Origin of the sequence: Stenotrophomonas sp. 24(2023) (genome assembly GCF_030913365.1) — a bacterium.
GTDB lineage: Bacteria > Pseudomonadota > Gammaproteobacteria > Xanthomonadales > Xanthomonadaceae > Stenotrophomonas.
In genome coordinates, this window is the sequence record NZ_CP133160.1 from 3,974,902 (window position 1) to 4,001,125 (window position 26,224).

The 26,224-nt window shown below is 67.8% G+C and carries 21 protein-coding genes; 3 read left to right on the forward strand and 18 right to left on the reverse strand.

The window, feature by feature from the left end; genetic code table 11:
* Positions 1-22: 22 nt before the first annotated feature.
* Entirely contained in the window at positions 23-2,776 is a 2,754-nt protein-coding gene (gene acnA, locus Q9R17_RS18145; RefSeq protein WP_308155972.1) for an aconitate hydratase AcnA, read from the reverse strand.
* A gap of 282 nt (positions 2,777-3,058) precedes the next feature.
* Here acnA and Q9R17_RS18150 point away from each other — a divergent pair, with 282 nt between their 5' ends.
* The 3 genes from Q9R17_RS18150 to acnB are packed head-to-tail and all read left to right on the forward strand — an operon-like array spanning position 3,059 to position 6,322.
* Positions 3,059-3,283, forward strand: coding sequence for an AbrB/MazE/SpoVT family DNA-binding domain-containing protein (locus Q9R17_RS18150; RefSeq protein WP_308155973.1), 225 nt, complete (start codon positions 3,059-3,061; stop codon positions 3,281-3,283).
* Between the two features lie 6 nt (positions 3,284-3,289).
* On the forward strand, positions 3,290-3,688 hold the full coding sequence (locus Q9R17_RS18155; protein WP_308155974.1) for a type II toxin-antitoxin system VapC family toxin: 399 nt from the start codon (positions 3,290-3,292) through the stop codon (positions 3,686-3,688).
* Between the two features lie 42 nt (positions 3,689-3,730).
* The gene (gene acnB, locus Q9R17_RS18160) at positions 3,731-6,322 is read left to right on the forward strand and encodes a bifunctional aconitate hydratase 2/2-methylisocitrate dehydratase (protein ID WP_308155975.1); all 2,592 of its coding nucleotides are present in this window, start codon (positions 3,731-3,733) and stop codon (positions 6,320-6,322) included.
* Positions 6,323-6,390: 68 nt separating this feature from the next.
* Here acnB and Q9R17_RS18165 read toward each other — a convergent pair whose 3' ends face one another.
* The 17 genes from Q9R17_RS18165 to Q9R17_RS18245 form a co-directional block, all read right to left on the reverse strand.
* On the reverse strand, positions 6,391-6,735 hold the full coding sequence (locus Q9R17_RS18165; protein ID WP_308155976.1) for a hypothetical protein: 345 nt from the start codon (positions 6,733-6,735) through the stop codon (positions 6,391-6,393).
* A 261-nt stretch (positions 6,736-6,996) separates the two neighbouring features.
* Positions 6,997-8,067, reverse strand: coding sequence for a chemotaxis response regulator protein-glutamate methylesterase (locus Q9R17_RS18170; RefSeq protein ID WP_308155977.1), 1,071 nt, complete (start codon positions 8,065-8,067; stop codon positions 6,997-6,999).
* A complete protein-coding gene (gene cheD, locus Q9R17_RS18175; RefSeq protein WP_308155978.1) occupies positions 8,064-8,660 on the reverse strand; it encodes a chemoreceptor glutamine deamidase CheD in 597 nt (198 codons plus the stop codon). The genes Q9R17_RS18170 and cheD overlap by 4 nt, the downstream gene beginning before the upstream one ends.
* Entirely contained in the window at positions 8,657-9,511 is an 855-nt protein-coding gene (locus tag Q9R17_RS18180; protein WP_308155979.1) for a CheR family methyltransferase, read from the reverse strand. Before Q9R17_RS18180 ends, cheD begins: the two co-directional genes overlap by 4 nt.
* Positions 9,512-9,560: 49 nt before the next feature.
* Complete coding sequence (locus Q9R17_RS18185) at positions 9,561-11,834, reverse strand: methyl-accepting chemotaxis protein (protein WP_308155980.1); 2,274 nt, start codon at positions 11,832-11,834, stop codon at positions 9,561-9,563.
* Between the two features lie 239 nt (positions 11,835-12,073).
* On the reverse strand, positions 12,074-14,449 hold the full coding sequence (locus Q9R17_RS18190; protein WP_308155981.1) for a methyl-accepting chemotaxis protein: 2,376 nt from the start codon (positions 14,447-14,449) through the stop codon (positions 12,074-12,076).
* Between the two features lie 99 nt (positions 14,450-14,548).
* On the reverse strand, positions 14,549-14,932 hold the full coding sequence (locus tag Q9R17_RS18195) for a hypothetical protein (protein WP_308155982.1): 384 nt from the start codon (positions 14,930-14,932) through the stop codon (positions 14,549-14,551).
* A 140-nt stretch (positions 14,933-15,072) separates the two neighbouring features.
* A complete protein-coding gene (locus Q9R17_RS18200) occupies positions 15,073-15,564 on the reverse strand; it encodes a chemotaxis protein CheW (RefSeq protein WP_308155983.1) in 492 nt (163 codons plus the stop codon).
* 227 nt (positions 15,565-15,791) lie between these two features.
* Positions 15,792-16,565 (reverse strand): flagellar brake protein, encoded by a 774-nt coding sequence (locus Q9R17_RS18205; protein ID WP_308155984.1) that lies wholly within the window; start codon positions 16,563-16,565, stop codon positions 15,792-15,794.
* 210 nt (positions 16,566-16,775) lie between these two features.
* Positions 16,776-19,028, reverse strand: coding sequence for a methyl-accepting chemotaxis protein (locus Q9R17_RS18210; RefSeq protein ID WP_308155985.1), 2,253 nt, complete (start codon positions 19,026-19,028; stop codon positions 16,776-16,778).
* Between the two features lie 459 nt (positions 19,029-19,487).
* Complete coding sequence (locus Q9R17_RS18215; protein WP_308155986.1) at positions 19,488-21,476, reverse strand: chemotaxis protein CheA; 1,989 nt, start codon at positions 21,474-21,476, stop codon at positions 19,488-19,490.
* A gap of 48 nt (positions 21,477-21,524) precedes the next feature.
* Positions 21,525-21,890: a response regulator gene (locus Q9R17_RS18220; protein WP_308155987.1), complete on the reverse strand. Its 366-nt coding sequence runs from the start codon at positions 21,888-21,890 to the stop codon at positions 21,525-21,527.
* Entirely contained in the window at positions 21,887-22,195 is a 309-nt protein-coding gene (locus tag Q9R17_RS18225) for an STAS domain-containing protein (protein ID WP_308155988.1), read from the reverse strand. The genes Q9R17_RS18220 and Q9R17_RS18225 overlap by 4 nt, the downstream gene beginning before the upstream one ends.
* Positions 22,196-22,365: 170 nt before the next feature.
* Complete coding sequence (locus tag Q9R17_RS18230) at positions 22,366-23,595, reverse strand: chemotaxis protein CheW (protein ID WP_308155989.1); 1,230 nt, start codon at positions 23,593-23,595, stop codon at positions 22,366-22,368.
* On the reverse strand, positions 23,592-24,377 hold the full coding sequence (locus Q9R17_RS18235) for a ParA family protein (RefSeq protein ID WP_308155990.1): 786 nt from the start codon (positions 24,375-24,377) through the stop codon (positions 23,592-23,594). Before Q9R17_RS18235 ends, Q9R17_RS18230 begins: the two co-directional genes overlap by 4 nt.
* A 5-nt stretch (positions 24,378-24,382) precedes the next feature.
* Positions 24,383-25,393 carry a flagellar motor protein MotD gene (gene motD, locus Q9R17_RS18240; protein WP_308155991.1) on the reverse strand — a complete coding sequence of 337 codons (1,011 nt, stop codon included), beginning with the start codon at positions 25,391-25,393 and terminating at the stop codon, positions 24,383-24,385.
* A gap of 1 nt (position 25,394) precedes the next feature.
* A complete protein-coding gene (locus Q9R17_RS18245) occupies positions 25,395-26,135 on the reverse strand; it encodes a flagellar motor protein (protein WP_308155992.1) in 741 nt (246 codons plus the stop codon).
* Positions 26,136-26,224 lie beyond the last annotated feature (89 nt).

The window sequence follows — 26,224 nt, forward strand, 5'->3', positions numbered from 1 at the left end:
CGACGCTACCCGGGGTGATGCATTACTTGCTGGCCAGCTGCCGCAGGACGTACTGCAGCAGCCCGCCATGACGGAAGTACTCCACTTCCTTGGGGGTCAGCAGCATCACCGTGGCCTCGAAAGTCTTCTTCGTACCGTCGGCCTTGGTGGCGGTAACCGTGGCGCGCTTGCTGGCACCATCCTCCAGGCCGGTGATGTCGATCACTTCCGAACCATCCAGGCCCAGCGACTGTGCGTTCTCGCCGTTGCGGAACTGCAGCGGCAGCACGCCCATGCCGACCAGGTTGGAGCGGTGGATGCGCTCGAAGCTTTCGGCGATGACCGCCTTCACCCCCAGCAGCAGGGTGCCCTTGGCCGCCCAGTCACGCGAGGAGCCGGTGCCGTATTCCTTGCCGGCCAGCACCACCAGCGGCACCTTGTCGGCCTTGTACTTCATCGCCGCATCGTAGATGGCCAGCTTTTCCGGCTGGCCGCCCTGGGCGGGGTAGTACAGGGTGTTGCCGCCTTCCTCGCCGCCGAACATCAGGTTCTTGATGCGGATGTTGGCGAAGGTGCCGCGGACCATCACATCATCGTTGCCGCGGCGGCTGCCGTAGCTGTTGAAGTCGGCCGGCTGCACGCCGCGCTCCTGCAGGAAGCGGCCCGCCGGCGAATCCTTCTTGATGTTGCCGGCCGGGGAGATGTGGTCGGTGGTGATCGAATCGCCGAACAGGCCCATCACCCGTGCACCGTGCACGTCGTCGATGCTGCCGGTCTGCATGGTCATGCCATCGAAGTACGGCGGGTTCTTGATGTAGGTGGAGGCGTCGCTCCATTCATACAGGTTGCCGTCCGGCGAGGCGATGGTGTTCCAGCGGGTATCGCCCTTGAACACATCGGCGTAGTTCTGCTTGAACATCTCCGGCCCGATGGTGGCGGCGATGACATCGCCGATTTCCTTGTTGCTCGGCCAGATGTCGCGCAGGTACACCGGCTGGCCATCGCTGCTGGTGCCCAGCGGCTGGGTGGTCAGGTCGATGTCGGTGGTGCCGGCGATGGCATAGGCCACCACCAGCGGCGGGCTGGCCAGGTAGTTCATCTTCACTTCGGGGTGCACGCGGCCCTCGAAGTTGCGGTTGCCTGACAGCACCGAGGTCACCACCAGATCGCCTGCGGCGATGCCGGCGCTGACTTCGGTCGGCAGCGGGCCGGAATTGCCGATGCAGGTGGTGCAGCCGTAGCCGACCACGTAGAAACCGATCTTTTCCAGCTCCTTGAGCACGCCGGCCTTTTCAAGGTAGTCGGTGACCACGCGCGAACCCGGGCCGAGCGAGGTCTTCACCCACGGCTTGCGGTCCAGGCCCTTGGCTGCGGCGTTGCGGGCCAGCAGGCCGGCACCGATCATCACCGCCGGGTTGGAGGTATTGGTGCAGGAGGTGATGGCGGCGATGACCACCGCGCCGTCCTTCAGCCGGGCCTTGCGGCCCTCGATCTCGATATCGGCATAGCCCTTGGCCAGCTGCTCGTTGCCGACGGCCGCACCGCCGCCTTCGTTGACGAACTTGGAGACCTCATCGCTGCGCTTGTCGCGGTTGGTGGTGAGCCCGGCCAGCGCTTCGCGGTAGTTCTTCTGTACGTCTTCCAGCAGCACGCGGTCCTGCGGGCGCTTGGGGCCGGCCAGCGAGGGCTTGACCGTGCCCATGTCTAGTTCCAGCGTGGTGCTGTACTGGGCATGCGGGCTGCCCGGTTCGTGCCACAGGCCCTGTGCCTTGGCGTAGGCCTCGACCAGGTTGATCTGCTCTTCGCTGCGGCCGGACAGGCGCAGGTAGTTGAGCGATTCGGCGTCGATCGGGAAGATGCCGCAGGTGGCGCCGTATTCGGGGGCCATGTTGCCGATGGTGGCGCGGTCGGCCAGCGGCAGGTGCTGCAGGCCGTCGCCGTAGAACTCGACGAACTTGCCGACCACGCCGAGCTTGCGCAGCATCTGGGTGACGGTCAGCACCAGGTCGGTGGCGGTGGCGCCCTCGGGCAGCTTGCCGGTCAGCTTGAAGCCGACCACCTGCGGGATCAGCATCGAGGACGGCTGGCCGAGCATGGCCGCCTCGGCTTCGATGCCGCCCACGCCCCAGCCCAGCACGCCGATGCCGTTGATCATGGTGGTATGGCTGTCGGTGCCGAACACGGTGTCCGGGTAGGCCACGGCGCGGCCGCCCTTGTCGGCGGTCATCACCACGCGGGCCAGGTTTTCCAGGTTCACCTGGTGGACGATGCCGGTGTTGGGCGGCACCACCTTGAAGTTGTCGAAGGCCTTCTGGCCCCAGCGCAGGAAACCGTAGCGTTCCTGGTTGCGCTGGAATTCGATCTTGCCGTTGAGGTCCAATGCGTCGGGCTTGCCGAACACATCCACCTGCACGGAATGGTCGATGACCAGTTCGGAAGGAATCTGCGGGTTGATCTGTTCCGGCTTGCCGCCCAGCTTGACCACCGCGTCGCGCATCGCGGCCAGGTCGACCACGCAGGGCACGCCGGTGAAGTCCTGCAGCACCACGCGCGCGGGCATGAAGGCGATTTCGGTGTCCGGCTCGGCCGTGGGCTTCCAGGTGGCCACCGCTTCGATGTGGTCCGGGCCGACGGTGGCGCCGCCGTCCTCATGCCGGAGCAGGTTCTCCAGCAGGATCTTCATCGAATAGGGCAGGTGGGAAATATCGAACCGCTTGCCCAGGGTGGGCAGGCTGAAATAGTCGTAGGTCTTGCCGCCGACATCCAGCTGGCTGCGGGTGGAGAACGAATCGCTCATGCGGGTGACTCCTCTTGCGGATGGCTTGCAGTGGCCCGCGCGGGCGGGCCTGCTTGCGTTCGTCGCGGGCCAGGGGCCCACCGCGCCAGTATGAACCATTCAGGCGGATGGGCCGCAGCCTGCGGCATCGGGTCCAGCGTACAGCCGAAGGTGTATGGCGTATGTCATGAATGTGGCGGAACCATTGCGGGACAAGGCCCTCCAGCAGCTGAACGGTGGTGGCGGGGTGTAGTATGGCCCCCAAAGTATGTATAATTTGTGCATACCTAGGAGGGCCTACCGATGGAAGCCACTGTTGCAGAACGCGGGCAGATCACCCTGCCCAAGGCGGTGCGCGATGCCCTGGGCCTGACCAAGGGCACCCAGCTGAAGGTCGAGCTCGATGGCAGCCGCATCATCCTGCGCAAGAGCGTGGACGATGCGATCTCCCGGGCGCGCGGCAAGTTCGCGCTCGATGGCTTTGATTCGGCCGAGGCCGCCGTACGTGCGGTGCGCGAGGAGGAATAAGCCGTGATGATCGCCGTTGATTCCCCGGTCCTGATCGAACTGCTCAGCAACGGCCCGCAGGCCGATGCGGTGGAGGCCTGCCTGCGGCAGAGCCTGGTCGGTGGCCGCGTGGTGGTCTGCGGCGCCACCCTGGCCGAGATCTGCGCTTCGCTGCGTGGCGGGGCCGAGGTGCTGGAAGCACTGGAAGAGATGGGCGTGCATTTCAACGCGCTGGAGGCCAAGTCGGCCCTGCGCGCGGGCGAGATGCACCGCCGCCACCGGCAGCGCGGCGCCGGCCGCCGCAGCCTGGACGACTTCATGGTGGGGGCGCACGCACTGCTGCAGTGCGATGGCCTGATCACCTGGAACGACACGTTTTACCGCGACTACTTCAAGGGCCTGAAGCTGATCGTGCCGCAAGCCTGAGCCCAATCCACCTTTTTTGACCTGCATTACCCGGGAGTTGTCATGTTGGAAGCCTACCGCCACCACGTCGCCGAGCGCGCTGCGCTCGGCATCCCGCCGCTGCCGCTGAGCGCGCAGCAGACGGCCGATGTCATCGAGCTGCTGAAGAACCCGCCGGCCGGCGAGGCCGAGTTCCTGCTCGACCTGCTGACCCACCGCGTCCCGGCCGGCGTCGATGACGCTGCCAAGGTCAAGGCCTCGTACCTGGCCGCGATCGCCCTGGGCAGCGAACAGAACCCGCTGATCAGCCGCGAGCGCGCCACCGAACTGCTGGGCACCATGCTTGGTGGTTACAACGTCGCCCCGCTGGTGCAGCTGCTGGACGACGCCAGCGTCGGCACCATCGCCGCCAACGGCCTGAAGAAGACCCTGCTGGTCTTCGATGCCTTCCACGACGTGCAGGAAAAGGCCAAGGCCGGCAACGCCAACGCCCAGGCCGTGCTGCAGAGCTGGGCCGATGCCGAGTGGTTCACCAGCAACCCGGAAGTGCCGCAGAGCCTGACCATCACCGTGTTCAAGGTGCCGGGCGAGACCAACACCGACGACCTGTCGCCGGCCCCGGATGCGACCACCCGCCCGGACATTCCGATGCACGCCCTGGCGATGCTGAAGAACAAGCGTGACGACGCCCCGTTCACCCCGGAAGAAGACGGCAAGCGCGGCCCGATCCAGCAGATCCTCGACCTGAAGGACAAGGGCCATCTGGTGGCCTACGTGGGCGATGTGGTCGGTACCGGTTCCTCGCGCAAGTCGGCGACCAACAGCGTGCTGTGGTGGACCGGCGATGACATCCCGTTCATCCCGAACAAGCGCGCCGGTGGCGTCTGCCTGGGTTCGAAGATCGCCCCGATCTTCTACAACACCATGGAAGATGCCGGTGCGCTGCCGATCGAGCTGGACGTGTCGAAGATGGAGCACGGCGATGTGGTCGAGCTGCGTCCGTACGACGGCAAGGCGCTGAAGAACGGTGAAGTGATCGCCGAGTTCCAGGTCAAGTCCGACGTGCTGTTCGACGAAGTGCGCGCCGGTGGCCGCATTCCGCTGATCATCGGCCGTGGCCTGACCGGCAAGGCGCGTGAAGCGCTGGGCCTGGCCCCGACCGACCTGTTCCGCCTGCCGGTGCAGCCGGTCGACACCGGCAAGGGTTTCTCGCTCGCCCAGAAGATGGTCGGCCGCGCCTGTGGCCTGCCGGAAGGCCAGGGCATGCGCCCGGGCACCTACTGCGAACCGAAGATGACCTCGGTGGGCTCGCAGGACACCACCGGCCCGATGACCCGCGACGAGCTGAAGGACTTGGCCTGCCTGGGCTTCTCGGCCGACCTGGTGATGCAGTCGTTCTGCCACACCGCCGCCTACCCGAAGCCGGTGGACGTCAAGACCCACCACACCCTGCCGGAGTTCATCTCCACCCGCGGCGGCATTTCGCTGCGCCCGGGCGACGGCGTGATCCACAGCTGGCTCAACCGCATGCTGCTGCCGGACACCGTCGGTACCGGTGGTGACTCGCACACCCGTTTCCCGGTGGGCATTTCGTTCCCGGCCGGCTCGGGCCTGGTCGCCTTCGCCGCCGCCACCGGCGTGATGCCGCTGGACATGCCGGAATCGGTGCTGGTGCGCTTCAAGGGCCAGATGCAGCCGGGCGTGACCCTGCGTGACCTGGTCAACGCGATTCCGCTGTACGCGATCAAGTCGGGCCTGCTGACCGTGGCCAAGGCTGGCAAGAAGAACATCTTCTCCGGCCGCATCCTGGAAATCGAAGGCCTGCCGGAACTGAAGGTCGAGCAGGCGTTCGAACTGTCCGACGCCTCGGCCGAGCGTTCGGCGGCCGGTTGCTCGGTGCGCCTGAACAAGGAGCCGATCATCGAGTACCTCAACAGCAACATCACGCTGCTGAAGTGGATGATCGCCGAGGGGTACCAGGATCCGCGCTCGCTGCAGCGCCGTATCGAGAAGATGGAAGCCTGGCTGGCCAACCCGGAGCTGCTGGAGCCGGATGCCGACGCCGAGTACGCCGCCGTCATCGAGATCGACCTGGCCGACATCCACGAGCCGATCGTGGCCTGCCCGAACGACCCGGACGACGTGAAGACCCTGTCCGAAGTCGCTGGCGCCAAGATCGACGAAGTGTTCATCGGTTCGTGCATGACCAACATCGGTCACTTCCGTGCGGCCGCCAAGCTGCTGGAAGGCAAGCGTGACCTGCCGACCCGCCTGTGGGTGGCCCCGCCGACCAAGATGGACGCCTCGGAGCTGACCAAGGAAGGCGTGTACGGCACCTTCGGCGCCACCGGCGCGCGCATGGAAATGCCGGGCTGCTCGCTGTGCATGGGCAACCAGGCGCAGATCCGTGAAGGCTCCACCGCGATGTCGACCTCGACCCGCAACTTCCCGAACCGCCTGGGCCGCAACACCAACGTGTACCTGGGTTCGGCGGAACTGGCGGCGATCTGCTCGCGCCTGGGCCGCATCCCGACCAAGGATGAGTACATGGCGGACATCGGCGTGATCAACGCCAATGGTGCGCAGATCTACCGCTACATGAACTTCGACCAGATCGAGGAATACCAGGACGTGGCCAAGACGGTCGCTGCCTGAACCTGATCGGTTGAGGATGTAACAGAAAACCCCCGGTGAGAGCCGGGGGTTTTTGTTTGCTGCATCCGCTATTGCACGCTCCAGTCTGCATTGCCCTGCAACCGAAGGCCGCCGATCAGCACGTTGCCGCGCTTGCCGGAGACTTCCATCTCGAACCAGGGCAGTCCATCGCGGCCCAGCGGACGCACGTAGGCCTGGCGCTTTGCGCGGTCGAATTCGATGTAGTAGCGGCGATGCGCGTTCGGGTATTGCGGAATCGACGCGCCTTTCCAGTTGACGCTGACCGTGCCGGGGTCTTCGCGCCCCACCAGCATCAGCATGAAGGACACATCACCCTGCTTGGCCTCGAAGGAGAACAGATCACCACTGGCGCTGGCGGGTGCCAGTGGCAGTGACAGCAGTACGGCCGCCACGGCGGCCTTCCATATCCCTGTAATCATGCGCCGCATTCCTTGTTCAATGCTGCTATCAAAACACACATGCGGGCAGCGCGTTGAAACGAAGAACCCCCGGTGGAAGCCGGCGGCTTTGCGTGTTGGTCGGTAGCGCCGGGCCCATGCTTGGCGTGCTGTTCGCGTGATGCGTGATGCGTCGGGCTCGACTCTACAAAGGCATCCACGCATGGCGTGGATCTACTGCTCGCGGGAGCCCTTGCGTCGGGGCGCGCGGCGCGATCAGCCCCGCGCCAGCGCCAGCAACCGCTCGGCAATGCGCTCCAGCGGCACCTGTTCCTCGGCGGCGCCCAGCTTGAAGGCGGCGCCGGGCATGCCCCAGACCACGCTGGTGGCTTCGTCCTGCACCAGCGTCGGCGCGCCGGCCTGGCGCATTTCCAGCAGGCCGCGTGCGCCGTCATCGCCCATGCCGGTCAGGATCGCGCCGATGGCATTGCCGGCGGCGGCCTGGGCGACCGACCGGAACAGCACGTCAACCGCCGGCTTGTGGCGGTTGACCGGCGGGCCGTCGTCAACGCGGCAGCGCCAACGGGCGCCGTCGCGGATGATGCGCAGGTGCTTGCCGCCCGGCGGCAGGTAGGCATGGCCGGGCAGTACCGCTTCGCCGTCGCTGGCTTCGCGCACGGCCATGGCCGAGTGACGGTCCAGGCGTTCGGCGAAGGCGGTGCTGAAGCCGGCCGGCAGGTGCTGGGTCATCACCACCGCCGGGGCGTCGGCCGGCATGCCTTCCAACACTACGCGCAGGGCTTCGGTGCCACCGGCCGAGGAGCCGATGGCGATCAGGCGGTCGGTGGTGCGGAACTGGGTGGCCGGGCGCGGTGCGGCCAGCGGTGCGGCATCCAGGGTGATGCGCGGGGCGGGCACCCGGGTCAGCGTGCGTACGCGCGAGCGTGCGGCCATCTTGACCTTGCCGATGATCTCCTCGGCGTAGCCCTGCAGCCCGCGGGCGACATCGAGCTTGGGCTTGGAAATGAAATCCACCGCGCCCAGGGCCAGCGCCTGCAGGGTGGTGTCGGCGCCGCGCTCGGTCAGCGAGGAGATCATCACCACCGGCAGCGGATGCAGGCGCATCAGGTTTTCCAGGAACGCCAGGCCGTCCATGCGCGGCATTTCCACGTCCAGCGTGATCACGTCCGGGGCCAGCCGCTTGATCTTCTCGCGGGCCAGCAGCGGGTCGGCGGCGGTGCCGACGACCTCGATGCCGGGATCGCTGCCGAGGATTTCGGTCAGCATCTGCCGGACCACCGCTGAATCGTCCACGATCAGCACGCGGCAGGGAGGGGACAGGGTCATTCGAACAGCTCCACGCCACCGGTGACCGGGGCCTTGGACAGGCGGGCACGCACGGCCGATTCGGTGGCCGCCACCTCGGCTTCGTGGGCGTGCGGCAGGCGCTGCACCACCACCCGGCCGGTATCGGCGAAGAACCAGATCTTGCGCGGGTGGATGCCGCACAGGTCCTCGGCGATGATCGGGATGTGCTCGGCCTGCAGGTACTGGCGCACGAACTCGGCGTTGCGCGTGCCCACCGGGTTGCTGGTGAAGCCCTTGAGCACGTTGGCCCCGCCGAATACCTTCGCTTCCAGACGCTTGCGGTGCGCCCCGCGCTTGAGCAGGTCGTTGATGAGCAGCTCCATCGCGTAGCTGCCGTAACGTGCCGGTGCACCATCGCCGACATTGCCTTCGGGCAGCAGGAAATGGTTCATGCCGCCGATCTTGAGGACCGGGTCGCGGATGCAGGCGGCCACGCACGAGCCCAGGGTGGTGGTCAGTGCGGTGGTGTCATCGACCACCAGGTACTGGGTGGGCAGCAGCTTGGCGGCCACCGTCTGGAAGCGCGAATCGTGATAGCGCATCACGTCGTCGGCGCGCATCGTGGCGTTCATGCGCGGGCTCCGGTGGCACGGCGGTACAGGGTGCGGCCACAGGGCTGGATCAGGTCGGCGGCGTGCAGGTAGTTTTCCGAATGGCCGGTGTAGAGCAGGCCATCGTCGGCCAGGTGCTGTACCAGACGGCCGAGGATGGCGCGCTGGGTGGGCTTGTCGAAGTAGATCATCACGTTGCGGCAGAACAGGGCATCGAAGGGCCCGCCAACGTCGTAGCGCGGGGCCAGCAGGTTCAGCGGGCGGAAATCGATCAGCTCGCGCAGGGCGGGCAGCACCCGGCATTGGCCTTCGTTGGGGCCGCTGCCGCGCTGGAAATAGCGGCGGCGCAGATCGGGATCGAGGTTGGCCACGCGGTCGATGGCATACACGCCCCGGCCAGCGGTGGCCAGCACCTGGGTATCCACGTCAGTGGCGACGATGCGTACCGGCGGCTTCAGCGTGCCGAAGGCTTCACAGGCGGTGATGGCCATGGAATAGGGCTCTTCGCCGGTGGAGGCCGCGCACGACCACAGCAGCAGCGGGCCACGGCCCTGGCGGCGCTGCAGTTCCTCGCGCAGCTTGTCGAAGTGGTGCGGTTCGCGGAAGAACGAGGTGAGGTTGGTGGTCAGGGCATTGGTGAATGCCTGCCATTCCTCGCCGTCTTCCTGTTCCAGGTGGTCCAGGTACTGCTGGAAGGTGCGCAGGCCCAGCGCACGCAGGCGGCGCGACAGGCGGCCATAGACCATGTCGCGCTTGGCCGGTGCCAGGGCGATGCCGGCACGCTGGTAGATGAGGTCACAGACACGACGGAAATCGCGGTCGGCGAACTCGAATTCCCGGGAACCGGTGGCGTTGGGGGGAGTGCTCTGCACGGTGCGCATCCATCAAGGGGCGCGACGGTAGGACCGTCGCGCGGGAAGGTCAGAATTCCTGCCAGTCGCCGTCATCGCTGGTGGGCGCGCGTCGCGGACTGGGCCGCGGTGCCGGTACGCGCGGGCGGGGCGCGGCCGGGCGCTGCACCGGGGGTTCGGTCATGCGTGGTGCCAGCTGGGCGACGGCGGCCTGGACCGCCACGGCGACCTGGTTGTCCAGCCGGAAGATCGCCACGGCATCGGCCAACTGCCCGGCCTGTTCTTCCATCGCACGCGCGGCGGCGGTGGCTTCTTCCACCAGCGCGGCGTTCTGCTGGGTGGTCTCGTCCATCTGCACCACGGTCTGGTTGACCTGCTCGATGCCGGCGGACTGTTCCTGCGAGGCGGCGGAGATCTCGGCCATGATGTCGGTCACGCGCTGCACCGAGGCGACGATCTCGCCCATGGTGGCGCCGGCCTTGTGCACCAGGGCCGAGCCATCGCTGACCTTGCCGACCGAATCATCGATCAGGCCCTTGATTTCCTTGGCGGCGGCGGCCGAGCGCTGGGCGAGGGTACGCACTTCGCTGGCGACCACGGCGAAGCCACGGCCCTGTTCACCGGCACGGGCGGCTTCGACGGCGGCGTTCAGCGCCAGGATGTTGGTCTGGAAGGCGATGCCGTCGATGACCGAGATGATCTCGGCGATCTTCTTCGAGGAGGCTTCGATGGCCGACATGGTGCTGACCACCTGGCCGACTACCTCGCCGCCCTGCGAGGCCACGCCCTGCGCGCCGATGGCCAGCTGGTTGGCCTGGCGGGCGTGTTCGGCGTTCTGGCGCACGGTGGAGGTCAGTTCCTCCATCGAGGCGGCGGTTTCTTCCAGGTTGGCGGCCTGCTGTTCGGTACGGCGCGACAGGTCGCTGTTGCCCGAGGCGATCTCGCCGGCGGCCTGGGTGATGCTGCCGGTGGCAGCCTGGATCTGGCCGACAATCTGGGTCAGCTGGCTGACAGTGGCGTTGGCGTCGTCGCGCATGGTGGCGAACACACCCTGGAAGTCGCCCTGCATGCGCGCGGTCAGGTCGCCTTCGGCGATGGCCGACAGCAGCTGCGAGAGCTTGCCCAGGTTGGCATCGCTGACCGCCATCATCGCATTGAGGTTGTCCAGCATCACGCGGAAATCGTGATCGAACTGCTGTGCGTCGCCGCGCTGGCTGAAGTCGCCAGCAGCGGCCGCGCCGGCCAGGTGCTTGATCTGGGCATTGATGCGGCCCAGGTTGGCCTTGACCGTATCCACGGTGGTGGTCAGTGCGGCCTTTTCGCCGGGGTAGCGCGGCACATCCCGGCTGAGATCGCCCACCGCGTACTGCTGCACCACGGCCAGCACGTCGTGCAGGGTCTGTACGTGGCTGCCGACCAGATCGTTGGTTTCGCGCACCATCAGCCCGTATTCGCCGGGGAAGGGGCTGGCATCGATGCGGTAGCCCAGTTCGCCGGCATCATGGCGGCGGGCCATGTCGCGCTGGGCGCTGATGACCTTGTGCAGCTGGTCCTGCATGGTGGCCATGGCATCGAGCAGGCGGCCGGTCTCATCATGCGGCTGCGGGCCGATGGCGCTGTCCAGGCGGCCACGGGCGATGCCTTCGGCCACGGCGGTGGCCTGTTTGAGCGGGCGGGCGATGCGGTTGCCGATCAGCCAGCTCAAGGCCAGCACGATCAGCACCAGCACGCCGCCGGCGGCGGTCATGATGCCGGTGAAGGCCAGGGCCTGGGCCTGGATGTCGTCCAGGTAGACGCCGCTGGTGACCACCCAGTTCCAGGGCTTGAACAGGCCCGAATAGCTGACCTTGGCCACGGGTTTCTCGCTGCCGGGCTTGGGCCAGGTGTAGTTGACGTAGCCACCGCCGGCCTTGGCCGCATCGACCTGCAGCAGGTACACCGGCACGCCGTCGGCGCCCTTGAAATCCTTGACGTTGGTGTTCTCCAGATCCTTGCGGAACGGGTGCATCAACAGTTCGTAACCGGTGTCGAACACGTTGTAGTAGAACGTATCGCCCTCGGCGCGCATCGACTCCAGCGCCTGCAGCGCGGCGGCCTTGGCCTGCGGTTCGCTGAGTTCGCCGGTCGTGGCCAGGCGCTGGTAATGCTCCAGGATGCCATTGCTGAGTTCGACCTGGACCTTCAACGCGGTTTCGCGGGTCTGCACCAGGTCCAGGTACTGCATGCGCGCTGCGATCACCGACAGCGCGATCACGCCCAGCGCGATCAGCACGGTGAGCAGGTTCAGCTTGCGCCGGACGGAGAGATTGCCGAAGTAGTGTTGCCAGCGTTGCAGGAGGGTCATCACGCAGAACCAGGACGGGCGGCAGGCGGTGCCGGTACCGGTCACGGCACACATGCGGTGACAGAACGGTTATCGGCCGGTAGTGGCCGAGGTTGAGCGTTGTGCGGACCGCGTATTCATGTCGCGGGGGAGGGGCGGGGGCGCAGGGGCGCGCCATGCCGTTGGTTGCCGTGCGGCCCATAAAAAACGCCCCGGCGCTGGGCCGGGGCGTCTGCAGGGTGTCAGCGGCGTGGCGGCCTTCAGAACTCCTGCCAGTCTCCATCGGCCAGTTCGGCAGCAACCGAGCGGCCGCCGCTGGCGCGGCGCGGGGCCAGGGCGGCAGCGGCCACCGGCTTGGCGGCACGCGCGACCGGCGCCGGACGCACCGGGGCGGCGACCACCACCTCGTCGGCTTCTTCCAGGGTGAACACCGACACCGCATCGCTGAGGTGGCCGGCCTGTTCTTCCATCGCACGCGCGGCGGCGGTGGCTTCTTCCACCAGCGCGGCGTTCTGCTGGGTGGTCTCGTCCATCTGCACCACGGTCTGGTTGACCTGCTCGATGCCGGCGGACTGTTCCTGCGAGGCGGCGGAGATCTCGGCCATGATGTCGGTCACGCGCTGCACCGAGGCGACGATCTCGCCCATGGTGGCGCCGGCCTTGTGCACCAGGGCCGAGCCATCGCTGACCTTGCCGACCGAATCATCGATCAGGCCCTTGATTTCCTTGGCGGCGGCGGCCGAGCGCTGGGCGAGGGTACGCACTTCGCTGGCGACCACGGCGAAGCCACGGCCCTGTTCACCGGCACGGGCGGCTTCGACGGCGGCGTTCAGCGCCAGGATGTTGGTCTGGAAGGCGATGCCGTCGATGACCGAGATGATCTCGGCGATCTTCTTCGAGGAGGCTTCGATGGCCGACATGGTGGTGACCACCTGGCCGACCACCTCGCCGCCCTGCGAGGCCACGCCCTGCGCGCCGATGGCCAGCTGGTTGGCCTGGCGGGCGTGTTCGGCGTTCTGGCGCACGGTGGAGGTCAGTTCCTCCATCGAGGCGGCGGTTTCTTCCAGGTTGGCGGCCTGCTGTTCGGTACGGCGCGACAGGTCGCTGTTGCCCGAGGCGATTTCGCCGGCGGCCGAGTTGATCGCGCGGCTGGACTGCTTGATGCGGGTGACGATCTCGCTCAGCTGCGCGGCGGTGGCGTTGGCATCGTCACGCATGCGGGCGAACACGCCCTGGAAGTCGCCATGCATGCGCACGGTCAGGTCGCCCTGCGACAGGGCGGCCAGCAGGCCGGAGACCTGCTCGATGCTGCTGGAGTTGGCGTCCAGCAGGCCATTGATCTGCTGGGCCAGCTGCAGGAAGAAGCCATCCTTGCCGTCAGCCACGATGCGGCCGGACAGGTCGCCGGCAGCGGCCTGGGCGATGACGCGGGCCACTTCGGCTTCGACCAGGGCTTCGGGCGTACGGTCGCGCCATTCCACCACGTAGCCGACGGTTTCGCCTTCTTCGTTGCGGATGGTCGATACCACCTGGGCGAACTGGGCATCGCCATAGCGCATCGGGCGGCGGGCGACGCCGTTCTGCTTCAGGTTGGACAGCAGGGAGGCGTCCAGTTCGCCGCCGTGCTCCAGCACGGTGACCGGGCGGCCGACCAGCGAGGCCTGCGGATCGAAGTCCGGAAGGTCCTGGCGCACCTCGTCCTGGTACTGCACCAGCGACTGCTGCAGGGCGCGGTTGGCGTAGACGATGGTGTTGCTGGCGTCGCTGAGGAACACGCCGGTGGAGCTGTAATCCAGGGCGGTGCGGATGCGCAGGTTCTCGCGGGCGACGGCGGCATCGGTCTCGATGCGCTCGCGCAGGTCGCGCTGCATGCGCTGCATGGCCTGCATCAGCTCGCCCACTTCGTCCTTGCGGCTGACATCGATGTGGCCATCGAGCTTGCCGCCGGCCACATCGTTGGCCACGGACACCGCGCCGCGCACGCTGCCGACCAGGGCGCGGGCGAACAGCCACACCAGCACCAGGCCCAGCACGGCGCCGCCGAGCAGGGCGATGGCCATCAGCAGGGCCGAGGCGGAATAGGTGGAGGATGCCTGCTCGCGCGAAGCGCGGGCCAGGCGGTTGTCTTCGGCAATCAGCGCTTCCAGCGCTGCGGTCGCCTTGTTGTGCTTGGTGCGGGTTTCGCCGACGAAGGTATCGATGGCGTCGTCCGGCAGGTCCAGTTCGAGCATTTCGGTGACGCTGTCATAGGAGGTCAGGGCTCCTTTCCAGTCGGCGGCGAAGGCATCGAACAGCTTCTTCTGCTGGGCGTTGTCGATCATCTTCGGGTAGTCGACGATCGACTTGTCCATGCGCGTGCGGACGTCCTTGGCGCGGTTGCGCGCTTCGGCCTTCACGTCGTCGCTGGCGCGGATCAACTGCTGGTAGGCGGCATTGCGGTATTCACCGACCATGCCACGCATCTCGCCGGCCATGCGGATGCTCTCCATGCGGGAGCTGGCCAGTTCGGTGGTGACGTTGTTCAGCGAGTGCAGGCCACGGTAGGCGACGATGCCCTGCAGCAGCATCACCAGCAGGATGACGCCGAAGGTCAGCAGCAGCTTGGGCATCAGTTTGAGGTTGTTGATCCACGGCATGGGCGGTCCAATCTCCAATGGCAGGCGCCCATGGGCCACGGGCCCGGGCGCGTCAGCCACGCCGGCACCGGGCCGGCATGGCAGGTCGGTAACGGCGTATTACTTGATGTTGGCCAGCTTCAGGCCGGCCGGCGAGCTGACTTCGATTTCGGCGCGCGAGGCATCGCGCTGGATCTTGCCGATCACGCAGACGGTCTTGCCTTCCAGGGTTTCCAGCGGGAAGTTGAACTTGCCGCGGTTCTCGCCGGCGATGCGCGCGGAGAAGGTGTGGCGCGGGAAGGCGCCGCCCATGTACAGGAAGGTCGGCTGGCCTTCGGAGCCTTCGGCGTAGCGGGCCTTTTCGACCTTGCCACAGACCATGCCGTCCTTGCCGACCGAGCGCGGCGCCAGTTCCGGCGGGATCATCTCGGCCGACTGGGCGAAGGCGGTCGAGGCGGTGGCAGCCAGCGCGGCGGCCGAAACGAAAGCAAGCAGGGACTTCATCGGGTGGTTCTCCGGGGATGGTGGCAGGGCGGGCCGGGGCTCGCGCGCTCCTGCGCGTGCCGGCTCCTTCACCCCCTATCGGCGGGAGTGAAGGGAACTGAAGGGTGGGGTGAACAAAATGTGCAGGCCGGCACGCAGGGTCAGGCGGCCGCGTCCTCGGTAAGGGCGGCCTGGCCCATGTCGGCGCTGTCCAGCAGGGTTTCGATGTCCAGCAGGATCAGCATGCGGTCGTCCTGGGTACCGATGCCGGAAATGAAGCGCGTGTCCACCGCGGCGCCGAACTCGGGCGTGGGGCGGATCTGCTCGGCCGACAGCGGGATGACATCGGACACGCTGTCCACCACGATGCCGACCACGCGGTTGTCCACGTTCAGCACGATCATCACGGTGAAGGCATCGTAGCGGGCATTGTCCAGGCGCAGCTTCAGGCGCAGGTCGATCACCGGCACGATGGTGCCGCGCAGGTTGATCACGCCCTTGATGTAGTCCGGTGCGTCCGGTACGCGGGTGACGGCATCGTAGCCGCGGATTTCCTGGACCTTGAGGATGTCCACGCCGTAGTGCTCGGCGCCAAGGGTGAAGCTGAGGTACTCGCCGCCAGAGCTGTCGGTGGCGTGGGTCTTGTCGTTCATCGAGGGGTCCTGGTTCGGCCGGTGGGCCCGGTGTCAGGACCGGTATCGGCCTGGGGCCGGATGACTTTAGGTGGGGTGGGGGTGGCGCGCGGGCGCCGGTGGCGGCCGGGTCGTGGCGGGACGGGCCCGGCAGCATCGGCTGTCAGTCCACTGGCGCGCCCAGCGCGCGGCTTTCGCAGCCTGGGCGAAAGGCGGCCGGCTGGCAGTCGGCGCTATCGGCGATCCGCCTACAGTTCGCCGTTCTTGCGGGCGCTGCGCTGACGGTCGATGCGGAAGATGTAGCGCTGGATGGCGCTGTCCCCGCCCCGGGGCAGGTCATCGAAGCGCATGCCGACGCGCTTGACCTCGGTACTGTTGGGCAGGCGCTGCGGCAGCAGGTTGCAGACCACCAGGGTGACGGCCAGGTCCGGGCCTTCGGGAATCGAGAGCTGGGCGCTGTAGCGCTTCTGCAGGGTGAACACCTGGCAGTCGGCCGGGACCGTGACCGCCAGGCCGCCGCCACTGATATCCACCACGCGCATGGCCAGCGCATTGCCGCGGTCGTCAGCGGCGGGCAGGATCAACTGCGGTGAATCGGTGATCGGGGTTTCCAGCCGGTACAGTTCGCGCCGCTGCAGATGGACCAGTTCGTCCGGCAGCGGGGCCTGGAAGGCGACGCGGCCCTCGTTGTCCACGCGCTGCAGGTCCTGCAGGTGGAAGCGCACCATCACCCGGTCCAGCTGGGCAAAACAAAGCAGGAAGCCGGCCTGTTCGGCGGCACGGTTGGAGGCTTCGTGCGGGCTGCCATCCAGCAGCAGCTGGTCCTCGTCCTCGTCCACGTCCAGCAGGGCGGTGGGGAAGGAGCGATCACGGCCATCGATGTGGGCGTTGATCAGCGAGCGCTGGTCGATCAGGGCCCGCAACAGCTGGCGCACCTGGCGCGGGTTGCGGACCAGGAAGCGTTCGTCCGCGGCATCGTCTGCGGCGGTGGAGGAAAGGGCAGTGTCGTGGCCGTCGGACATGAAGTGAGCGATCTGGGGCGGTAGCCGCGGTGCCGGAGCACGCGCTTGTGAGGAATATCGGCCCGGTGGGCAGATAATGAAGCGTGAATTCCATCACTTTATACGCAGCGTTCGCCTGATCCGCCACCCTGCAGTGCATCACGTCCGGCAGGGTGGCAGCGCTGCGCGCACCGGCGCCACCGGGGGATGCCCGGTGGCGTGGCGCTGGCCTCAGAACTCCTGCCAGTCGCTCTCGCTTGCCAGTGCCGGCTGAGCAGCGCGGGCGGCACGCACGGGCATGGCCGGGCGCGCCGCCGGGGCGGGCCGGCGCGCGAGGGTCGCCGGTGCCGGCACGGCGGCCAGGGGCGCGGCAACGACGGTGGCCACCGGCTGGCCCGCCAGGCGGAAGATCGCCACGGCCTCGGTCAGCTGCACGGCCTGTTCTTCCATCGCACGCGCGGCGGCGGTGGCTTCTTCCACCAGCGCGGCGTTCTGCTGGGTGGTCTCGTCCATCTGCACCACGGTCTGGTTGACCTGCTCGATGCCGGCGGACTGCTCCTGCGAGGCGGCGGAGATCTCGGCCATGATGTCGGTCACGCGCTGTACCGAGGCGACGATCTCGCCCATGGTTTCGCCGGCCTTGTGCACCAGGGCGGAACCGTCGCCGACCTTGGCCACCGAATCATCGATCAGGCCCTTGATCTCCTTGGCGGCGGCGGCCGAGCGCTGGGCGAGGGTACGCACTTCGCTGGCGACCACGGCGAAGCCGCGGCCCTGTTCACCGGCACGGGCGGCTTCGACGGCGGCGTTCAGCGCCAGGATGTTGGTCTGGAAGGCGATGCCGTCGATGACCGAGATGATCTCGGCAATCTTCTTCGAGGAGGCTTCGATGGCCGACATGGTGGTGACCACCTGGCCGACTACCTCGCCGCCCTGCGAGGCCACGCCCTGCGCGCCGATGGCCAGCTGGTTGGCCTGGCGGGCGTGTTCGGCGTTCTGGCGCACGGTGGAGGTCAGTTCCTCCATCGAGGCGGCGGTTTCTTCCAGGTTGGCGGCCTGCTGTTCGGTACGGCGCGAGAGGTCGTTGTTGCCGGCAGCGATCTCGCCAGCAGCGCCGTTGATGCTGCGTGCCGCGGCCTGGATGCCGCCGACGATGCGGGTCAGCTGGGTGACCGTGGTGTTGGCATCGTCGCGCATGGTGGCGAACACGCCGTGGAACTGGCCGTCCATACGTGCGGTCAGGTCGCCTTCGGCAATGGCCTGCAGCAGGTGCGACAGCTGGCCCAGGTTGCCATCGGCCACCTGCATCATGGTGTTGAGCTGCTCGATCATCAGCTTGAAATCGTGGGCGAAACGATCGGCATCGCCGCGCTGGCTGAAATCGCCCGCGGCCGCGGCGGCGGCCAGCTGCTGGATCTGGGTGTTGATGGCCAGCAGGCTGGCCTTGGCGGCATCCATCGATTCGTGCAGTACCGCACGGCTGCCCGGCAGGCGGCGGGCATCCGGGGTGAGGTTGCCGATGGCGTACTGGTTGAGCACATCGATGGCATCGGCGATGGCATCCAGGTGTTCGAAGATGACGGTGTTGATGCCAGCGGCCAGCTGCCCGTAAACGCCGGGGAAGTCTTCCGGGATGCGGTGGCTGATGTCCGGGCCGGCGTGCATCTGCGCCATCCGCTGGGTTTCCTGCGAGAACCGGCGCAGCATCGCGGTCATCTCGCCGGTGGCGGCAAGCATGCGCCCGGCCTCATCGCGGCTGGTGGCCACGGTGGTGACGCTCAGGTCGCCGCGCGAGACCGCCTGGATGGCCTGCACGGCCTTGCCCAGCGGTCCGGTGACCGCACGCGAGATCACCACGGCCAGCACGACGGCCAGCACCAGCAGCAGGACGATGCAGGTGATGATGGCGATGACATTGGTGCGGTGGGTGGCGTTGGCGGCGTCCAGCTTGGCGGCCATCTGCTCGTCGAGGAAGCTGCCCAGTGCCTTGAGGTCGTCGAACAGCTTGCGGCGCAGCGGGCGCGACTTCTCATCCGAGACCTGCTGGGCCAATGCGCCATCGCCGGCGGCCACGGCAGCACGCATTTCCGCGTTGGCGCCGAAGTAGGCCGCCGTGGCATTGGCCACCACCTGGTACAGCGCACGTTCCCTGTCGCTGGCCGGCAGCGCGGCATAGCTGGCCAGCTCCTTGCGCACGACATCGGCAGTGGCATCCATGCGCTTGTTGTAGTCGGCCACCTTGTCGGCCTGGTCCAGCATGCTCAGCTGGGCCAGTTCAAAGGTGCGGAACTCACCCAGCTGCGAGCGCGCTTCGCCCAGGTGCTGTACCGAGGGGATGTCATTGCCGGCCATGTCGGCCAGCTGGGCATTGGACTCGTTCAGGCGCAGCAGGGCGAAGATGCCCAGGACGAGGGTCATCAGGGTGGTGAGGGTGAAGCCAAGCGCCAGCTTGCGGGCGATGGGCAGGTCGTGGAACCACTTCATGCAGATGCTCCAGGGCAGGGCAATGCGCCTGCGGCAGGGCCGCGGGCACGGGTGGGGTTGCGGAAGGGACCGACGGAGGGGGTACAGCGAAGGACTACTGCGCGCCGTCACAGCGGATAACGGCGCGGTGGCGATGCACTTTAGCGACGGATGTCACATTCGGCGGCGGATGGAACGGGGGCGCAATCCCTTTCGTGCGTAACGATTGGAGGGGATTGCGCCGATTCCGGCAGGATCAGGCCGGCGACGGAGGTCGCAGTTCGTGGTGACATGGCGCGTAGGGGGTGTAGCGCCACGCCATGCCATGCATGGCGGTGGGGACGTCGGTGATTCATCCACGCATGGCGTGGATCTACCGGGACGGTCGGCGCTTCAACCACGCGTGGCGGCGGGGCGTGGATCGGCCAGGGCAACGCCGCCCGGTGCATTCACGGGCGGCGTGCAGGCCTCGCGGCAGGCTCAGGCGGCCTGCGGTACCCGCAGCGAGCGGACCAGGCCGCCGATGTCCACGATCAGTGCCACCCGGCCATCGCCGAGGATGGTGGCGCCGGACACGCCGCCGATGCGGCGGTAGTTGTTCTCGATGTTCTTGACCACGACCTGCTGCTGGCCGACCAGTTCGTCCACTTCCAGCGCGATCTTCTGGCCGTCGCCTTCGACCACGACCACCAGCGATTCGCTGCCGGGGGCGCGCTCGCCGTAGCCGTAGTACTCGCTGAGCGAGAGGATCGGCAGGTACTCGCCACGCACGCGCAGTACGCGGCCGTCGCCGGCCATGGTGCGGATGTCCTCGGCCTGCGGCTGCAGGGCTTCCAGCACGTAGGCCAGCGGCAGGATCAGGGTTTCACCGGCCACGGCCACGGTCATGCCATCAAGGATGGCCAGCGTCAGCGGCAGCCGGATCAGCACGCGGGTGCCGTTGCCGGACTGGCTTTCCAGCTGCACTTCGCCACCCAGCGCCTGGATGTTGCGGCGGACCACGTCCATGCCCACGCCGCGCCCGGACAGATCCGTGACGGCATCGGCGGTGGAGAAGCCGGGCTGGAAGATCAGGTCCCATACCTGGGCATCGGTGGGGTTGTCCGGCACGCTCAGGCCGCGCTCGAGCGCCTTGGCCAGGATCTTGTCGCGGTTCAGGCCGCGGCCATCGTCGCTGACTTCAATCACGATGTGGCCACCCTGGTGCGATGCGGCCAGGGTGATGGTGCCGGTCTCGTCCTTGCCGGCGTCGCGGCGCACGTCCGGCATTTCCAGGCCGTGGTCGATCGAGTTGCGCACCAGGTGCACCAGCGGGTCGGCGATCTTTTCGATCAGGCCCTTGTCCAGCTCGGTGCCTTCGCCGACGGTGCGCAGGCGTACCTGCTTGCCCAGCCGGGTGGACAGGTCGCGGACCAGGCGCGGGAAGCGGCGGAACACCGCATCCACCGGCAGCATGCGCACGCCGATGACGGCTTCCTGCAGGTCGCGGGTATTGCGTTCGAGCAGGTCCAGGCCGGCGAACAGGCGCTCGGCATGGACCGGGTCGATGGCATTGGAGACCTGCTTGAGCATGGCCTGGGTGATGACCAGTTCGCCCACCAGGTTGATCAGGGCGTCGACCTTGTCGACGCTGACGCGGATGGAGGTTTCCGCCTCATGGTTGCCGGCTGCGGCGGCCGGCGCGGCAGGTGCCGCAGCAGCGGGGCCGGCGGCAGGTGCCGGTGCAGTGACCGGCGGTGCCTGGGTCGCCAGGCTCGGCGGCGCGGCCGGACGGATGTCCAGTTCGCAGTCATCCACCACCCAGGCGAAGGTATCTTCGATCTTGCTGCGCGGCACCTTGCCGACCAGCCCCAGATCCCACGCCAGGTGGGCTTCGAGCGGATCAAGCTGGCTGAAGCCGGGCAGGCGTTCCATGCGCGCAGCCACCTGCAGCGCACCGAGGTGTTCCAGTTCGCGGATGATGCGCAGCGGATCATTGCCGCTCATGAACAGCGACGGCGCCGGCACGAAGCCGATCTGCCAGGCTTCGGGCGTGTCATCGACCTTGGCGGCCGCAGCGGCCGGCGCGCCGGGGGCAGCCTGGCCGGACAGCACGGCTTCCAGGCGTGCCTTCACCGCAGCAACGGCAGCCGGGTCGGCCGGCTGGCCGTGCTCGGCCTCGCGCAGCAAGGCACGCAGCACGTCCACCGAGGCCAGCATGGCATCCACCGCCGCCGGTTCCAGGGCACGCTTGCCGGCACGCAGCTCATCCAGCAGCGTTTCCAGCACATGGGTCAGGCTGGCGATCGCATCGAAGCCGAAGGTGCCGGCGCCGCCCTTGATGGAGTGGGCCGCGCGGAACACCGAGTTGATGATCTCCGCATCCTGCTGCCCCGATTCCAGGGCCAGCAGGCCGGCCTCCATTGCATCGAGCCCTTCGCGGCTCTCTTCAAAGAAGGTGGCGTGGAAGCGTTGCAGGTCCATGCTCATGGCGGTGGCGGTCCGGAAGCGGGGAAGGAGGGCGGGGCGGTGGGGCGATCAGCCCAGCACTTTCTGCACGGTGGCGACCAGCTGTTCGGGGTTGAACGGCTTGACCAGCCAGCCGGTGGCGCCGGCGGCCTTGCCTTCGGATTTCTTGTCTGCCGCCGATTCGGTGGTCAGCATCAGCAGCGGGGTGAACTTGTAGTCGGCCAGCTGGCGCAGTTCACGGATCAGGGCGATGCCATCCATGTTGGGCATGTTGACGTCGGTCACCACCGCGTTGAAGCGCTGGCCCTTGGCGCGAGTGAGCGCGACCGCGCCGTCTTCGGCTTCTTCGACGGCAAAACCGGCCGAGGTGAGGGCGAAAGAGACCATCTGGCGCATCGACGCCGAATCGTCCACCACCAAGATACGTGCGCTCATGCAGCGTTCTCCACAGATTTCAGGTTGTCATGGGGTACGTCCAGGCCCAGGGCCTGGGTGACGCCCAGCAGTCGCGCGGCGTCACGGAAGGTTGCGGTGCAACCCTGGAAGGCGGTGTCCAGCCCCGCGTTGCGGCGGGCCTGCACGAAGGCGCACAGCACCTGCACGGCGGCAGTGTGGATGCGACCGACCTGGCTTGCGTCCAGGGTCAGTGCGCCGGCCTGTTCCAGCAGGGGGGCCAGGCGGTTCTTGAGCTCGGTGCTGGCCTCGATGCCAAGGTCTTCACCCAGTTCGACAGTGCTCATCGTTGCTCCGGACAAACGGTTCCGGGATCTATAACGGCACCCCGTGGGGGTTCTTTAGGGGGATTCCGTGGAAGGCATCCACGCATGGCGTGGATCTACAGGAGGCGGGCATCCACGCGGGGCGTGGGTGTGCGCGTGGCCGGGTAGATCCACGCCATGCGTGGATGGGGTCAATTCAACAGCCGGGTGGCGTCGAGCAGGATCATCGGCCGCTGGGTGACGCGGGCCACGCCGCGGAAGATATCGTTGGAGATCTGGCAGATGCGCGCGGTATCGGGCGGTTCGATCTGCGAATCGGTGAGGTTGGCGACATCTTCCACCGCCGAGACACGCAGCCCCAGGGTCTCGCCATCCTCTTCCAGTACCACGATGCGGGTCTGCGCATCTTCGGCGGCCGGGGAGGTGCCCAGGTGCAGGCCGAGGTCGATCACTGGCACCACCTGGCCACGCAGGTTCATGATGCCCAGCATGGCCGGGGCGGTGCCGCGCAGGGGCAGCAGCGGCACGGGCAGGACCACTTCCTGCACCTTCAGCAGCTCCAGTGCGTAGGCCTGGCTGCCGCAGCGCAGGCGCAGCCAGCGCGAGGTGCGCTCACCGGCGCGGCGGCCCTGCGGGTGCGGGCTGCTGGCCGGACGGGTGTTCTGGGCCTGCAGTTCCTGCCAGCTGGACGGGCGGCCCGGGGCCTCCTGCGCGGGGACGGCCGGTGCGGGACGCGCCGGCTGTGCGCGGGCGGCAGGAGCGACAGGGCGCAGCGGCGCGGCCGGGGCCGCTGCAGGCGCGGCTGCCACGGGTGCGGCGACGCCGGCGGCGACGTCGAACGCGGCCTGCAGGCCCGGGCTGTCGGCATGGGTCAGCGTGCTGCTGTCGCCCGGCGCGGTCTCGAAGATCACTTCGTCGGGCAGATCGTCCCAGGTTGGCTCGCGTGCCGGTGCTGCCGCTGCCGCGACGACGGGCGCGGTTTCGTGCAGCACCTCATCGGGCAGGTCGTCCCAGGTGGGTTCGCGTTCGACGGCCGGTGCGGCGGCCTGCTGCGCGGCGGCGAAGGCTTCTTCGAAGGCGGCCTCCAGTTCGGGCGTGTCGCCGGGCACGCTGCGCGCAGGTTCACTCATGGCCACGGCGGCAGGTGCCTGCATCGCAGCGAGAGCTTCCTCGAACGCGGCTTCCAGTTCGGGCGTGTCGCCGGGCACGCTGCGCGCGGGTTCACTCATGGCCACGGCGGCAGGTGCCTGCATCGCAGCCAGAGCGTCCTCGAATGCGGCTTCCAGTTCGGGCGTATCCCCCGGCACGCTGCTGGCCTGCGCGGGTGCGCGGTCCGGTGCAGCGGGTGTGGCAGGGGCGGCCGCTGCCGCGTCGCCGAGCAGGGCTTCCAGGTAATCGTCCAGCGCGCCGACGGTACTCATGCCGCCTCCTGTTCCGGTACCCGCGCGTCTTCGGCCAGTACCCAGTTCAGCGCACGGCGGTAGGCGGCCAGGCCGCGGCCCGGGTAATCATCGCCCAGCACCGGCTGGGTCAGGCCGGCCGCGTTGCTGATGCGGGTATCCACCGGAATGGCGTCTTCCCAGACCCGGCTGCCGTGGCGGTCCTGCATCGCGCGCACCGATTCGTTGCCGGTACGGGTGCGGCGGTCGAACAGCGTGGGCAGGATCGAGATCGGCAGCGGGCGGCGGCGCGAGCGTTCGACCATTTCACCGGTACGCACCATGCCGTCCAGGCCGTGCAGGGCCAGCGGCTCGGCCTGGGTCGGGATGATCAGGCGGTCGGCGGCGGCCAGGGCGTTGATCATCAGCAGGCCCAGCGTCGGTGCGCAGTCCAGCAGGATGTAGTCGTGCTGGCCCTGATGGCGGGCCAGCGCGTTCTGCAGCGCCAGGCCCAGCCCCGGCTGGTTGGCGCTGCGGCGTTCCAGGGTGGCCAGCGCCGGCTGCGCGCACACATGGTCCAGGCCCGGGATCGCGCTGGGCTGGCGCAGCGTGGCCAGCTCCGCCGGCGGCGTGGCGAACAGGTCCAGTACACCCGGCGGGGGCGGTTCGGCGGCGACGCCGAATGCCCGCGTCAGCGATGCATGCGGATCCAGATCGATCAACAGCACGCGGTGGCCAGCGGCGGCCAGGCCGCGGCCGAGGGCCAGGGTGGTCGTGGTCTTGCCAACGCCGCCCTTCTGGTTGGCGACTGCCCAGATGCGCATCGCACTCACTCCTTCATTGCAGGGGGAACGGCGGCGCCTACGCGGCTGCCGGCCGGCACCGGTGGCAACCGCACCGGTGCAGTGGGGGAAACAACAGGGGATGCCGGGGCGGTGGGCGCGGCATCGGTCGCGCCGGCGTTGCCGGTGGCGGCATTCAGGCGGGCGCCGAGCGGGTCCACGGCATGGCTGGTGTCGGCCAGGATGATGACCATCACCCGCCGGTTGCGGTTGCGCCCTTCGGCGCTGCTGTTTTCTTCGCGCGGACGGAACTGGCCGTAGCCGACCATCGCCAGCCGCGAGGGCTGCACGCCCTGGTCGGCGAACAGGTGCACCACGCTGGCCGCACGGCCGGCCGACAGTTCCCAGTTGGAGGGGAACTGCGCGGTGGCGATCGGCACGTTGTCGGTGTGGCCTTCCACGCGGACGCTGTTGGGCACATCGCGCAGCACGCCGGCCAGGCTGGCCAGGGTGTCGCGGGCATGCACGTCCAGTGCGGCCGAGCCGGTCGGGAACAGGATGTCGCTGTTGATTTCCACCTCGATCCACAGCTCGGTGCGGCGCACGCTGATCATGCCGCGGTCGATCAGCGGTGACAGTGCGGCGGTGAGGCGGTCGGCGATGCTGTTGAGCTGGCGCTCGGCACGGGCCAGCTGTTCCTGGTTGTGCACCGAGACCGGCACCCGCATCTGCGAGGCCATCGATGGCAGCAGGGTGGGGTCGTGCGACGGGGCGGGTGCGGACGGCCCGATCCGGGTGCCGGACTTGATGACCGAGGGGCTGTCCCAGCCCCCGCCCTGGACCTGCTTGTTGCCGACCTGCACCGGGTTGATGGTGCGCGGCGCGCCGCCGAAGGCATCGGTCAGCGCGTCGGCCATGATGCGGTACTTGCCCTCGTTGATCGAGGAAATGGCGTACATCACCACGAAGAATGCCAGCAGCAACGTCATCAGGTCGGCATAGGGGATGGCCCATGCCTCGTGGTTGGCGTGTTCTTCGTGGCGCTTGCGGCGGGCCATGTCAGTGCAGGAAGCCGGACAGGTTGGTTTCGATGTTGCGCGGGTTCTCGCCCTGCGCGATCGAGATCAGGCCTTCGATGACCATTTCCCGGTCGCGGCTGTTGTGGGCGATGACCGCCTTGAGCTTGGCGGCGACCGGCAGGAACAGCAGGTTGGCCGAGGCGATGCCGTAGATGGTGGCGGTGAAGGCGGCGGCGATGCCGTGGCCGAGCTTGCTGGGGTCGGCCAGGTTCTTCATCACCGCGATCAGGCCGAGCACGGCGCCGATGATGCCCAGGGTCGGGGCGTAGATGCCCATGCCCTCGAACACCTTGGCCGCGGCCTGGTCCTGGTGCTCCTGGCTGCTCAGTTCGATTTCCAGCATGTGCCGGATCGATTCGGGTTCCACGCCATCGACCAGCAGCTGCAGGCCCTTGCGCAGGAACGGGTCCTGCTGCGCATCGACCTGGGCTTCCAGGCCCAGCAGGCCCTGGCGGCGGGCGATGTTGCTCCATTCCACGATCTGCTGGATCAGTTCGCGGCGATCGCTGTGCGGCGGGCGGATCACCCAGCGCATGATCCTGAAGGCGTGCTTGAACACGGCCGGGGTGGTGTGCAGCAGGATGGCCGCCACGGTCCCCACGATGACGATCACGAAGGCAGCAGGCGACCACAACGACGCCAGGCCGGCGCCCTTGAGGATGCTGCCGCCGACCAGCGAGGCCAACGCCAGGAAAAGTCCGATGAGGCTGAGTCTATCCATGGTTCCGGTATCGGCGTGTGTGAATGGGACTTGAGACACCGGGAGATTGCGTACAGACGGTAGTCACAGTTTTGGGTTCGCCGGGCCGG

What these genes read in the sequence shown, in the direction of transcription:
- acnA (WP_308155972.1), bottom strand. Translation starts at nt 2,776, where the DNA reads ATGAGCGATTCGTTCTCCACCCGCAGCCAGCTGGATGTCGGCGGCAAG.
- Q9R17_RS18150 (WP_308155973.1), top strand. Translation starts at nt 3,059, where the DNA reads ATGGAAGCCACTGTTGCAGAACGCGGGCAGATCACCCTGCCCAAGGCG.
- Q9R17_RS18155 (WP_308155974.1), top strand. Translation starts at nt 3,290, where the DNA reads ATGATCGCCGTTGATTCCCCGGTCCTGATCGAACTGCTCAGCAACGGC.
- acnB (WP_308155975.1), top strand. Translation starts at nt 3,731, where the DNA reads ATGTTGGAAGCCTACCGCCACCACGTCGCCGAGCGCGCTGCGCTCGGC.
- Q9R17_RS18170 (WP_308155977.1), bottom strand. Translation starts at nt 8,067, where the DNA reads ATGACCCTGTCCCCTCCCTGCCGCGTGCTGATCGTGGACGATTCAGCG.
- cheD (WP_308155978.1), bottom strand. Translation starts at nt 8,660, where the DNA reads ATGAACGCCACGATGCGCGCCGACGACGTGATGCGCTATCACGATTCG.
- Q9R17_RS18185 (WP_308155980.1), bottom strand. Translation starts at nt 11,834, where the DNA reads ATGACCCTCCTGCAACGCTGGCAACACTACTTCGGCAATCTCTCCGTC.
- Q9R17_RS18190 (WP_308155981.1), bottom strand. Translation starts at nt 14,449, where the DNA reads ATGCCGTGGATCAACAACCTCAAACTGATGCCCAAGCTGCTGCTGACC.
- Q9R17_RS18195 (WP_308155982.1), bottom strand. Translation starts at nt 14,932, where the DNA reads ATGAAGTCCCTGCTTGCTTTCGTTTCGGCCGCCGCGCTGGCTGCCACC.
- Q9R17_RS18200 (WP_308155983.1), bottom strand. Translation starts at nt 15,564, where the DNA reads ATGAACGACAAGACCCACGCCACCGACAGCTCTGGCGGCGAGTACCTC.
- Q9R17_RS18205 (WP_308155984.1), bottom strand. Translation starts at nt 16,565, where the DNA reads ATGTCCGACGGCCACGACACTGCCCTTTCCTCCACCGCCGCAGACGAT.
- Q9R17_RS18210 (WP_308155985.1), bottom strand. Translation starts at nt 19,028, where the DNA reads ATGAAGTGGTTCCACGACCTGCCCATCGCCCGCAAGCTGGCGCTTGGC.
- Q9R17_RS18215 (WP_308155986.1), bottom strand. Translation starts at nt 21,476, where the DNA reads ATGAGCATGGACCTGCAACGCTTCCACGCCACCTTCTTTGAAGAGAGC.
- Q9R17_RS18220 (WP_308155987.1), bottom strand. Translation starts at nt 21,890, where the DNA reads ATGAGCGCACGTATCTTGGTGGTGGACGATTCGGCGTCGATGCGCCAG.
- Q9R17_RS18225 (WP_308155988.1), bottom strand. Translation starts at nt 22,195, where the DNA reads ATGAGCACTGTCGAACTGGGTGAAGACCTTGGCATCGAGGCCAGCACC.
- Q9R17_RS18230 (WP_308155989.1), bottom strand. Translation starts at nt 23,595, where the DNA reads ATGAGTACCGTCGGCGCGCTGGACGATTACCTGGAAGCCCTGCTCGGC.
- Q9R17_RS18235 (WP_308155990.1), bottom strand. Translation starts at nt 24,377, where the DNA reads ATGCGCATCTGGGCAGTCGCCAACCAGAAGGGCGGCGTTGGCAAGACC.
- motD (WP_308155991.1), bottom strand. Translation starts at nt 25,393, where the DNA reads ATGGCCCGCCGCAAGCGCCACGAAGAACACGCCAACCACGAGGCATGG.
- Q9R17_RS18245 (WP_308155992.1), bottom strand. Translation starts at nt 26,135, where the DNA reads ATGGATAGACTCAGCCTCATCGGACTTTTCCTGGCGTTGGCCTCGCTG.